Source organism: Polaromonas sp. (assembly GCF_012927485.1).
GTDB lineage: Bacteria > Pseudomonadota > Gammaproteobacteria > Burkholderiales > Burkholderiaceae_C > Polaromonas.
Genome location: NZ_JABBPC010000012.1, coordinates 387,697 through 398,837, shown reverse-complemented (window position 1 = coordinate 398,837; position 11,141 = coordinate 387,697). Strand labels below are relative to the sequence as shown.

Annotated in this window: 11 protein-coding genes; 4 read left to right on the top strand and 7 right to left on the bottom strand. The window is 60.4% G+C overall.

Features of this window, described 5'->3' with window-relative positions:
• From alkB to HHJ16_RS05950, 3 genes are all read right to left on the bottom strand, one after another.
• The coding region (gene alkB / locus HHJ16_RS05960; RefSeq protein WP_293641557.1) for a DNA oxidative demethylase AlkB at window positions 1–624 on the bottom strand (624 nt) is incomplete at its 3' end.
• Between the two features lie 69 nt (window positions 625–693).
• Window positions 694–1,122, bottom strand: coding sequence for a Cu(I)-responsive transcriptional regulator (gene cueR, locus HHJ16_RS05955; protein WP_293641555.1), 429 nt, complete (start codon window positions 1,120–1,122; stop codon window positions 694–696).
• Window positions 1,119–3,590, bottom strand: coding sequence for a heavy metal translocating P-type ATPase (locus tag HHJ16_RS05950; protein ID WP_293641553.1), 2,472 nt, complete (start codon window positions 3,588–3,590; stop codon window positions 1,119–1,121). The genes cueR and HHJ16_RS05950 overlap by 4 nt, the downstream gene beginning before the upstream one ends.
• A gap of 201 nt (window positions 3,591–3,791) precedes the next feature.
• Here HHJ16_RS05950 and HHJ16_RS05945 point away from each other — a divergent pair, with 201 nt between their 5' ends.
• Together HHJ16_RS05945 and asd are read left to right on the top strand one after the other, a co-directional pair.
• The gene (locus tag HHJ16_RS05945; RefSeq protein WP_293641552.1) at window positions 3,792–3,980 is read left to right on the top strand and encodes a heavy-metal-associated domain-containing protein; all 189 of its coding nucleotides are present in this window, start codon (window positions 3,792–3,794) and stop codon (window positions 3,978–3,980) included.
• A 71-nt stretch (window positions 3,981–4,051) separates the two neighbouring features.
• On the top strand, window positions 4,052–4,906 hold the full coding sequence (gene asd / locus HHJ16_RS05940; RefSeq protein ID WP_293641551.1) for an archaetidylserine decarboxylase: 855 nt from the start codon (window positions 4,052–4,054) through the stop codon (window positions 4,904–4,906).
• A 36-nt stretch (window positions 4,907–4,942) separates the two neighbouring features.
• Here the strand turns inward: asd and HHJ16_RS05935 are convergent, their stop codons facing one another.
• A complete protein-coding gene (locus HHJ16_RS05935) occupies window positions 4,943–5,167 on the bottom strand; it encodes a hypothetical protein (RefSeq protein WP_293641550.1) in 225 nt (74 codons plus the stop codon).
• Window positions 5,168–5,353: 186 nt separating this feature from the next.
• Between HHJ16_RS05935 and HHJ16_RS05930 the strand changes: the two genes are divergently transcribed.
• Window positions 5,354–6,829: a M20 family metallopeptidase gene (locus tag HHJ16_RS05930; RefSeq protein WP_293641549.1), complete on the top strand. Its 1,476-nt coding sequence runs from the start codon at window positions 5,354–5,356 to the stop codon at window positions 6,827–6,829.
• Between the two features lie 66 nt (window positions 6,830–6,895).
• Window positions 6,896–7,900, top strand: a complete 1,005-nt coding sequence (locus HHJ16_RS05925; protein ID WP_293641548.1) for an alpha/beta hydrolase — start codon at window positions 6,896–6,898, stop codon at window positions 7,898–7,900.
• A 43-nt stretch (window positions 7,901–7,943) separates the two neighbouring features.
• On the opposite strand, the gene HHJ16_RS05920 is transcribed toward HHJ16_RS05925, so the two are convergent.
• The 3 genes from HHJ16_RS05920 to HHJ16_RS05910 form a co-directional block, all read right to left on the bottom strand.
• Window positions 7,944–9,113 carry an MFS transporter gene (locus tag HHJ16_RS05920; protein ID WP_293641547.1) on the bottom strand — a complete coding sequence of 390 codons (1,170 nt, stop codon included), beginning with the start codon at window positions 9,111–9,113 and terminating at the stop codon, window positions 7,944–7,946.
• Window positions 9,110–9,874, bottom strand: coding sequence for a 16S rRNA (uracil(1498)-N(3))-methyltransferase (locus HHJ16_RS05915; protein ID WP_293641546.1), 765 nt, complete (start codon window positions 9,872–9,874; stop codon window positions 9,110–9,112). The genes HHJ16_RS05920 and HHJ16_RS05915 overlap by 4 nt, the downstream gene beginning before the upstream one ends.
• An 88-nt stretch (window positions 9,875–9,962) precedes the next feature.
• The gene (locus HHJ16_RS05910) at window positions 9,963–11,069 is read right to left on the bottom strand and encodes a phosphotransferase (protein ID WP_293641545.1); all 1,107 of its coding nucleotides are present in this window, start codon (window positions 11,067–11,069) and stop codon (window positions 9,963–9,965) included.
• Window positions 11,070–11,141 lie beyond the last annotated feature (72 nt).

The window sequence follows — 11,141 nt, the reverse complement described above, 5'->3', positions numbered from 1 at the left end:
CCGCTGCCTACCCAGGCGAACATGATCCCCGTCGGTCAGTGGCGCAACCCCGTGGTAAGCCAGGCGCGCGGGTCCGCCCCATACGACCACGTCGCCGTGCACCAGTCGGTAGCGGGCTGGGCGGTCGGTCCGCTGTGTCGTACCGAATAAAAAAATGGCAGGCAGCCCCAGTGAAACCGACACAATCGGCGCCGTCAAATCGCCTTCATCCTTGTCCTGGTGCAATGAAAGTCGTGCCCCTGGCGCGTAGGAGTTGATGAGGCAGGCGTCTGGTTGGAAGCTTCCGAAGCCGGCCTGCGCGCCAGCGCGCACCGCGACGTCCACAAAGCACTCGGGCATCGGGGGCCAAGGCTGACCGGAAAGCGGGTCTGCGCTGTCGTAGCGGTAACCCGTCTGGTCTGAAACCCAACCCAGTTCGCCGCAGTTGGTCATTCCAACCGACATCGTGCGGCCGCCCGGCGTGGTGAGATGGCGCAGGGGGGCTGCCGCAATGACCTGCTCTGCCGCTCGCACAAGCGCTTCATCCATGGCCCAGGCAAAACCGCGCAACAGCACGGCACCAGGCGCGATTGCGTCGGGCGCGACGTAAGGCGTGGGCGTTTCGTCAAAAAGGCTTCTGGTCAAAAAAACTCCTGATTCCTTGCTACTTTAGTTGCTAAGCCCAGTCAACTTACCTGCTCGTCGGAAGAAAGCCTATCCGGCCAACTCATTCAAAATAGGACAGTCCGGCCGACTGTTGCCTTGACAGCAGTGTGCCAAGTGCTTCAGGGTTTGCCGCATCGCTTCCATCTCGGCGATGCGTCGCTCCAGGTCGACAACGTGGGCTTGCGCGATGCGCTTGACGTCCGCGCTGGCGCGGCGCTTGTTTTGCCACAGTTTAAGCAATTCGGCGATTTCGGCCATGCTAAAACCCAGCAAGCGTGCGCGGCGGATGAAGCGCAGCGTATGCACTTCCTTGTCGCCATACTGGCGATAACCTGCGTCGGTACGGTGTACGTTTGGTAGCAGGCCAAGCGACTCGTAATGCCGGATCATTTTTGCCGAAACGCCCGAGCGGGCACCGGCCTGCCCGATGTTAAAGGGGCCGCTTTCCGCTACGACGGATGTTTGCGCTTGAATCATTGGGCTTTTCCCTTCCAGCGCCGTAGCAGCAACGCGTTGGACACCACGCTCACGCTGCTAAGCGCCATGGCGGCGCCAGCAATCACCGGACTCAGCAGCCCAAACGCCGCCAGCGGAATACCCACTACGTTATAGAAAAAAGCCCAGAACAAATTTTGCCGGATCTTGGCGTAAGTCCGGCGCGAGATGTCGATGGCGTCCGCCACCAGCGCCGGGTTACCGCGCATCAGCGTGATCCCCGCCGCATGCATCGCCACGTCGGTGCCGGTCGACATTGCAATGCCGACATCGGCCGCCGCCAGGGCGGGCGCGTCATTGATGCCGTCTCCCACCATCGCCACGCGGCCCCCCTTCTCCCCGATTTGGTCTTTCAGTTGGCCAATGATGGCGGCCTTGTCTTCAGGCAAAACTTGGTAATGCACCAGATCAATCTCAAGCTGTTTGGCAACGGCTTCGGCGCTGCCGCGGTTGTCACCGGTGACTAGCGCAGTCTTAATTCCCAATGCATGGAGCTGTGCCACCGCCGGGCCTGCGGTCGGTTTGAGGGTATCTCCAAAGGCCAGCAGGCCCAGCAGTTTGGGTTGTTCCGTCACGTCGGCCAGCCAGGACACCGTGCGCCCACCCGCTTCCAGTTCCTGGGCGCGCGCGGCAAAGGCGCTGAGGTCGACTTTGAGCTCCTGCATGAAGCGCGGGCTTCCCAGCCGCAGCTCGCGCCCCTCCACGACGGCAGACATGCCGCGACCGGCGACCGCCCGTACCTGCGCTGCCGCAGGTACCAGAATTTGTTCCTTGAGGGCCAGTTGTGTCACTGCTTTGGCCAGCGGATGCTCGCTGCCAGCCTGGATGGCGGCGCTCCAGGCCAGAACGGCATGACGCGCGTGGTCGGTGGGCTCCAGCGCGACTAAATCGACCACTTCCGGTTTGCCTTCGGTGAGTGTGCCGGTCTTGTCGAAGGCCACCACCTTGATCTGGTGCGCCACTTCAAGCGCTTCGGCGTCCTTGATCAAGATGCCGTGGCGTGCCGCCACACCCGTCCCGGCCATGATGGCCGTCGGCGTAGCCAGACCCAATGCGCAGGGGCACGCAATAACCAGCACGGCAACCGCGTTGAGAATGGCGACTTCCCAATTGCCCGCCAGCAAGCCCCAGCCCAGCAAGGTGATAAAGGCGAGGCCAATGACGACCGGTACAAACACCGCGCTGACCTGGTCCACCAGTCGTTGGATGGGCGCCTTTTTGGCTTGGGCCGACTCCACCATTCGTACAATGCGGGCCAGCGTCGATTCGGCACCAATCGCCGTGGTGCGAACCACGATCAGACCTTCGGCATTGACCGCCCCGCCGGTCACCCGGTCGCCCTCGTGCTTGATCACCGGGAGGCTCTCGCCGGTGATCAAGGATTCATCGACCTGGGTGGCACCTTCGACGATCTCGCCGTCCACCGCGACCCGCTCGCCGGGGCGCACCACGACGAGGTCGCCAACCAGCACCTCAGACACCGCCACCTCTTCGTCTTTCCCATCGCGCCGACGTCGGGCGGTGTCGGGTCGGAGCGCATTAAGTGCCCGAATCGCTTCGGTGGTTTGACGCTTGGCGCGCGCTTCCATCCATTTGCCGAGCAGCACCAGCGTGATCACGACTGCTGACGCCTCGAAATAAAGATGTGCCATCCCCTGATCGCCATGCACCAAGAGCTGGTAAACACTGAGTCCATAAGCGGCCGATGTGCCAATGGCGACCAGTAAATCCATGTTGCCAGCGCCCGCTCGCACCGCTTTCCAGCCGGCGCGATAAAAGCGCGCGCCCAGCCAGAACTGAACCGGGGTAGCGAGCAGCCACTGCAGCCACCCGTCCAGCATCCAGTGCTTGCCAAACAATCCGCCCAGCATTGGCAACGCCAGCGGAGCCGATAGGGCTGCTGCGAGCGCGATCGGCCACCAAGTGGCGCCAGGCTTTTTGGCGGAGTCCGGATCAGTTCCCGATCCCACACCAGACGCCTGGATCTCCCAGGCCCGGTAACCCGCTTTATCCACTGCAGCGATGAGTTGGGAGAGCGTGGCGGAGCCCCCTGAAACCTTCACCTCAGCGGTTTCAGTGGCCAGATTGACCTCGGCCGAAAGGACGCCCGGCAACTGCTTGAGCGCCTTTTCGACGCGGGATACGCAGGAGGCGCACGTCATGTCGCCAATTTTGAGCCGCAGGGACTGCTCCCCGACGGCGTACCCAGCTTGCTCCACGGCGGTCTTAAGCGTTTCCATGCTCACCTTGCCGCTTGCTTTGACGCTGGCCTGCTCAGTCGCGAAGTTAACGTTGGCTTCTGCGACCCCGGGAAGGCTGCCGAGCGCCTTCTCCACGCGGGCCACGCAAGAAGCGCAGGTCATGCCCTCCACGGGGAATTGCCATTCGTTCAGAGGTGTTGGGGAGATAACGGCCGGGCCCGGCTGCTTAAATGTGTGCGTAACGCTCATAAAGGCTCTCGTGAGGTGGATCGCGCGAAGCGATAACAGCCAAAGTGTGAACCTTACCACCGTGGCAGGGTCAAGGTTCTAGTTGATACGTGCACCTTGTTCCTCATAAACAGGGCGATTGCTAAAAGTTTATTGACTCTCCCCCAGTGGGAAGGTTCACACTTGCTTCATGGTGTTCAACTCAACTATTTAAGGAAGCATATGGAATTCGATATCCCTGCAATGACCTGCGGTCATTGCGTCAAGGCCGTTACCCAGACGGTTCAGTTGCTGGATCCCGACGCCAAGATCAGCGTGGAGTTAGCCACTAAAAAGCTGACGCTGCAAACGACGAAAGACCGGCAAACGGTGGCAACGGCGCTGACAGAAGCCGGCTACCCAACACACTAATCCGGTGCGTCGACACAGGCGTTTTGTTGCGACCCTATAAAATGCCGCGACCCCCACTATCGCGAGCGCCTGTGTCCGACCGTTTCTTCGTTCTTTTTCAATACCTGTTACCGAAGCAAGCGCTGACTGCATTCGCGGGCTTCGTCGCCTCGCGCGAGCGCGGCTGGGTTACCACTGAAATCATCCGCTGGTTTGTCGCCAAATATCAGGTGAACATGAGCGAGGCGCTTAATTCCGACATTGCCAGTTTCCGAACTTTTAACGACTTCTTTACGCGCGCCCTCAAACCCGGTGCGCGCCCCTTGGCCCAGGCCGATCTGATTTGCCCGGTCGATGGGGCGATCAGTCAGTTTGGCGTGATTGAGCGCGATCAGATTTTCCAGGCCAAAGGACACCACTACTCCACCACGGCCCTGGTGGGTGGCGATGCGGCGCTGGCAATGCAGTACCAGAATGGCAGCTTTGCCACCCTCTATCTGAGCCCCAAGGATTACCACCGCATTCACATGCCTTGCGATGGGCGCCTGACACGAATGATTCATGTGCCGGGAGATTTGTTTTCAGTCAACCCGGCTACGGCGCGCGGGGTACCCGAATTGTTTGCGCGCAACGAGCGGGTCGTGTGCGTGTTCGAGTCAGCGCATGGCCCATTTGTGTTGATTCTGGTCGGTGCCACGATTGTCGGCAGCATGGCTACGGTCTGGCACGGCGTGATTAATCCGCCGCACGGCAAGACGGTGCGCGAATGGCACTATCCGGACGTCCAAGAAACCCCTATCGACCTGCGCCAGGGTGAAGAAATGGGCCGCTTTTTATTGGGCTCTACCGTTGTCATGCTGTTTCCCCAAGGGCCGCAGCACTTCAACCCCGCTTGGACGCCTGGTGGAAGCGTTCGGTTGGGAGACCTCATGGCCAGCTACGCTTAGGACGCCGCCGCATTTCCACGACCTAGCGTTGAAATTTCAAGTCGCCTCAGCAGCGCTATTGATGAAAGAAATGGATACGGCAAGGGGCTCGGAAGGGATCGGTAGCAGGGCCAAAAAAGCCTCAAAGGCTTCGGTCTCAAACGATTTGCCGGGCATAAATTGCCAGCCGCCCACACCCTCCCGAATTTGTGGGACCGACGGTCTGTGAGCTGTCGGGGCTGACGTGTCCGTAGCCATTAATTTGCCGAGTTTGCGCGTCATGGCGAATCCGGTTAGGAATCGCTTTCCGGCTGAAGTGAAGTGAATCATCAGATACGGAGAGGGAAAGTGCTGCAGGCCGGAGCCGCAAACAGCCTGAATTCGCCATGGGCTGCACCCTTTTTGCCGGAAGCGTACAGTTAACGAAACCGCTGAAAATTGCCAACCTTCCCGCCCCGGAGCTTTTCCATGAACGCCCCTTTGCACCGAGAAATTCCAGCCAGCATTCTTAATGCGACCCAAGCCCTTTCCCAGGTCACCTCTCAGTGGGACGACGACATCGTTCGACAGGTCAGTGACTACATTTCCATTCCCGCCAAATCCCCCACTTTCGACAGCGACTGGGCGCAGCACGGCTTTATCGACACGGTTATGCGCAACGCGGCGGCCTGGGTCGAAGCCCAGAAAGTCGAGGGACTTGCGCTGGAAATCGTGCGGCTGGAAGGGCGGACCCCGGTACTTTTTTTTGAAATTCCCGCGACCCGCGCCGATTCCACGCAAACCGTATTGATGTACGGCCACCTCGACAAACAGCCCGAGTTCACGGGCTGGCGCAACAATCTGAGTCCTTGGGCGGCGAAGTACGAGGACGGCAAACTTTACGGCCGCGGCGGCGCGGACGACGGCTACGCGGTTTACGCCAGCATTGCCGCCGTGCAAGCGCTTAAAAGTCAAAACGTACCGCATCCGCGCATCGTCGGCCTGATCGAAACCTGCGAAGAGAGCGGTTCCTACGATTTGCTACCTTACGTGAACGCGCTCAAGGCAAAGCTGGGCGAGGTCGGGCTGGTGGTGTGTCTGGACTCGGGCGCCGGCAATTACGATCAGCTGTGGCTGACCACCAGTCTGCGCGGCAACGCCGGGGGCGTGCTCAAGGTGGAGGTGTTGACGGAGGGGGTTCATTCTGGCGATGCCAGCGGTTTAGTGCCCTCAAGCTTTCGCATCCTGCGGCAAATCCTGGATCGGCTGGAAGATAGTCACACGGGGCGCTTGCTGCCGCCAAGTTTTCACTGTGAAGTTCCTGCGGAACGGTTAGCCCAGGCGCGCGCCACCGCCAAAATCTTGGGCGACGAGGTTTACAAGCGTTTCCCCTGGGCGCATTACGACTGTGAAGGCTCGACCAGTTTTGCGCTCCCCACCACCACGGACCCGGTGGAGGCGCTGCTAAATCGAACATGGCGCCCCACCCTGAGCGTCACCGGTGCCGAAGGCCTTCCTGCGCTGAAGGATGCCGGCAATGTGCTGCGTCCTTACACCGCCTTCAAGCTGTCGCTGCGCTTGCCGCCGTTAATTGACGCGAGCACGGCGGTTCAGACGCTGAAGACTCTGCTGGAAGACAACGCGCCGTACCAAGCCAAAGTAACCTTTCAAAGCAATGGCGGCGCTACTGGCTGGAACGCACCGAGTACCGCATCGTGGTTTGAGAATGCGCTCAACGATGCCTCGCAAAGCTTTTTCGGTGCCCCCTGCGGCACCATGGGCCAAGGCGGCACGATTCCTCTGATGGGAATGTTGAGCAAAGGCTTTCCAAACGCGCAGATGATGGTCTGCGGCGTACTGGGCCCCAAAAGCAATGCGCACGGACCCAATGAGTTTTTGCACGTGCCTTATGCCAAAAAGCTGACCGCGGCCGTCGCCCAGGTCATTGCGCTCATGCCCGGCTGAGCCGAGACTTTTCTCCACTAACCGCGGAATGTTCAACGCGGTTTTTTACAAGCCAACTGCTGCCGTATGCCCTCGACTAGTTTGACCCCGTTTACCGCCCGTGATGGTGAGAACCTGGCCTTGTACGACTGGTCTGTAGACGGATGGAGCCCTGAAATTGCGCCTCCAAATCCGATAGGGCTGCTACCGCGCGCGGTCATTTTGATAGTTCACGGCTTGGGCGAGCATGCGGCTCGCTACGCGCCTATCGCACGTCGCTTGCTTGGCTGGGGATTTGCAGTGCGGGCCTACGACCAGCGGGGCCACGGGGAATCAGGCGGCGTGCGTGGCGTGCTGCCGAACGAAACCGCGCTGCTTGACGACTTGGCGGAGGTGGTGGATGACACGCGGCAGCACTTCTTGCGGCAGCAGCAGGGGATTGGCGGCCCGGACGCTTCAAAAGCGCCGCTGCCCTTGATCCTGCTCGGGCACAGCTTGGGCGGCTTGGTGGTGGGCCGGTTTGTCGTGCTGAAAATGCGTCCCGTCGAGGGGCTGGTGATGTCGTCCCCCGCGTTGGATGCGGGACTCAGTGCGGCGCACAAGCTGCTGCTGGCCGTTTTGCTCCGATTGGCGCCCGATCTGGCTGTCAGCAACGGGCTGGATGCTCGCGACTTGTCCCACGACGGGCAGGTTGTCAAAAACTATCTCGCGGATCGTTTGGTGCATCACAAGATATCTGCGCGGCTAGGCAAATTTATTGCGACCGCTGGCCCATCCACGGTAGCGGCGGCCGTCCACTGGTCCACGCCCACCTTGTTGATGTACGCGGGCTCGGACCGGCTTGTGAACCCTGCGGGCAGCCGCGCCTTTGCACAAAACGCAGTTGACTCGCCGGCCGTCAAACCAGGTACGGTGACCGCCCAATGCTTTGACCCGCTGTACCACGAGATCTTCAACGAAATCGACGCGGGCCCCGTGTTTGATCTGCTCAAAGCCTGGCTGGATGCAAGATTTCCATTTAAAAGTCGCAGCCGTGCAAACCAGTCAGGCGTGGCAAGCTACAAAAATAGTAGCAATCCGGTAGCGGTTTAGCCGCGTAGCGTTATTAAAACAGGCCGCCCAGATCCGCGATAGCTCAGGCCTCTTGGCGTCTGCGTCGAGCCAGTGCAAGCCACGCCAGCGCCAGCCCGGTAAGGCCCAGCGGCAGCAGGGACCCCCAGTTCAGCAGCGCCCATCCCTGGGTCGTCACCAATACGCCCGAAGCCAGCGACGATACCGCGAGCACCGCAAACACGCAAAAATTGAGGGCGCCTTGTGCTTTGTCTTTCTCCTCCGGCCGATAGGCCGTCAGCGCCAGGGAGGTGGCGCCGGTAAAGAGAAAATTCCAGCCCAGGCCGAGCAAAAAGAGGGCTGCCAGAAACTGTTTGAAATCGATACCGGAGAGCGCAATCCCGACACATACCCCATTCAACGCCAGTCCCACCGCCATGACGGGCAGGGTGCCAAATCGCTTGATCAGGTGACCGGTGAAAAAGCCCGGCACAAACATGCCAATCACATGCCACTCCAGCACCAGCGCCACGTCCGAAAACGGCAGTCCGCAGGTTTGCATCGCGATCGGCGTGGCCGCCATCAGCAGGTTCATGACACCATAACCCAAAGCACTGGCCGCGGCCGCGATGATAAAGACAGGCTGGCGCACGATCTCACCGAGCGGCCGACCGCCGCTTGCCGAAGTCCGAATGGGCGCCGGAGGAAACTGGATGAAGGCGAGCAGCGACATGGACAGCAGCGCAACGCCGGCCAGCGCCAGGTAGGCGCCGGCAAACGGCGCCTCGGTCAGACCGCGTGTGCCTGCCGCCAAATTCGGCCCGGCAACGGCACCGATCAGGCCGCCAGCCATCACCAGGGAAATCGCTTTTTCGCGAAAGGCGGGTAGCGCAAGCTCCGCGGCGGCAAAGCGGTACAGCTGCGCATTGGCGTTGTAATAACCCGCAATCACGGTGGCCGTGACCAGCAGCCAGAAGTTTTTGCTGTAAACCGCATAGCAGCAGAGCAGCGCGGAGGCGACCGCCACTACCAACCCGAGCTGAAACGAGGTTCTTCGGCCAAATCGATGTTGCGTGCGCGCGACCAGACCGGTCGAGAGCGCCCCGCCAATGACATAGCCCATAACCGGCAAGGTCGCCATCCAGCCTAAGGGGGCAAGACTCAAGCCGACCAGCCCATTGATGGCGATAAAGGTGACGTTGTTGGTGAGAAACAAGCCTTGGCAGATGACCAGAAGCCAGAGATTGCGGTTCATGCGCTGAAGCCCAAAGTTAGCAATGTGAGGCACGCCAGCGGTGCGGTTTCGGCCCTCAGCACGCGCGGACCCAAGGTCACGGCGGCAAAACCGCAGCCGATTGCGGCGGACTCTTCTAATGCGCTCAGGCCGCCTTCCGGGCCGCTCAGAAGAGTCAAGGGACCTGTTCTTGCAAAGACTTGCGCCAGTGGGCGCGAGCCGTCTTGCAGGGATAACAGCAGCCGCGTGCCCGCTGTATCAGCAGTCGCGGTCGGCGGCATGTCTTTCAGCCAGTCGGTGAGGTGGGTGACGTCGTGAATCAGCGGCAGACGGTTGCGGCCGCACTGTTCGCAGGTCGCGATCGCCACGCCACGCCAGTGCGCCAGTTTCTTGTCGGCGCGCTCGCCTTTGAGGCGCAGCACACTGCGTTCGCTCATCAAGGGCTGGATGCTGGTCGCCCCGAGCTCGGTGGCTTTTTCAATCAGCCAGTCCATCCGTTCGTTGGCGGGCATGCCCATCGCCAGATGAAGGGAGCGGCCGGCTTCGCGTGCGGTGGGCGTGTAGGCGCCCACAGTGACCTGTACCTCGCTGCGGCCCATGCGTTCAACAGTGGCCTCGAATTCGCCTTCGCTGCCGGCTTGACCATCGCCTTGTCCGTTGAACAAGGTGATGCGCTCGCCGGGTTGCAAGCGCAAAACCTGCACATGGCGTGCGGTCTGCTCCGGCAGGCTGACGGAGGTTTGGGGCAGCAGTGCCATGTCGGCGTAGAAACGGGCGGTCACGAGATGAAGCTACCTTGAAGAAAAACCAGCGGTACGGTTAAAACAATAGCTCGTACTTGAATGGTATGGGCAAGCACAGTGGAGATATTCAAAATGTATAGCCCACCCGGGTTTTGTTGCCTTCAATCTCGTCCAGTAAAACCATCAAAGGACCTAAAGGACGGTAGCGGGCGGCGGTATCGCGTGCGTATTTCATGAAGCGCGGCGCGTCGGCCAGATACTTTGGCTTGCCGTCGCGCAGGGTAAGGCGCGCAAAAATGCCGAGCACCTTGAGATGGCGCTGCAAGCCCATCCATTCCACTGCGCGGTAAAACTCGCCGAAATCATCGCCCACGGGAAGTCCGGCCTTGCGGGCCTTCTGCCAATAACGCACGGTAATGTCGAGTACGAAATCTTCTTCCCAGGTCAAAAACGCGTCCCGCATCAAGCTGGCAATGTCGTAGGTGATGGGGCCATAAACCGCATCCTGAAAGTCCAGGACGCCAAGGCGCGGTTCGCCTCGGTCTGCCAGCATCAAATTTCGGGGCATGAAGTCGCGGTGCACGTACACCCTGGCGCCGCCCAGCGATTTCAAATTGCTGGCCTTTATTTGCGCGAACATTCCATCGAGCTTTCCCTGAAGTCCCGTATTCAGTGGGAAGCGGCGGTATTGGGCGACATACCAGTCTGGGAAAAGCGCCAGTTCGCGTGACAGCAGCGCATCGTCATAAGGCGGCAAGACACCCGGTTGGGAAGCGAGTTGCCAGCGTACCAGTAGATCTAAGGCCTCCATGTAGAGATCGAAATGCGCGGCGGTGGGTTGCGTAATGGCCTCAACGGCGGACGGCGGCGCGATCACGTCGAGCATGGTTTGACTGCCCAAATCGCTCAGCAACATAAATCCCTGCGCTTCATCCCAGGCTAGCACCCGGGGGGCGTTCAAGCCGGCATGAAGCAGCAAGTCCCCCACCCTGACAAATGGCTTGCAGTCTTCCAAAGCCGGTGGGGCGTCCATGATGATGTAACTGTCGGCAGTGACTTCACCGGCCGCACCACCGACGGCATCGACCCGGAAATAACGGCGAAAACTGGCATCGGCGCTGGCCAGTCTGACGCTCCCGGCTTGCAGCGGATGCTGCAAAGCGATGGCGGCTAGCCAGCGACCAAAGGCGTCCGCACGTGTCGGGTCGGACCAGGTGATAGATAAGGAAGTCATGATTTTTGAGCTTCTGCGAGGGTCGAAGCCTTGCGTTGGGCCGGTAGGGTGTGGATTGCGTGGAGGGTCATG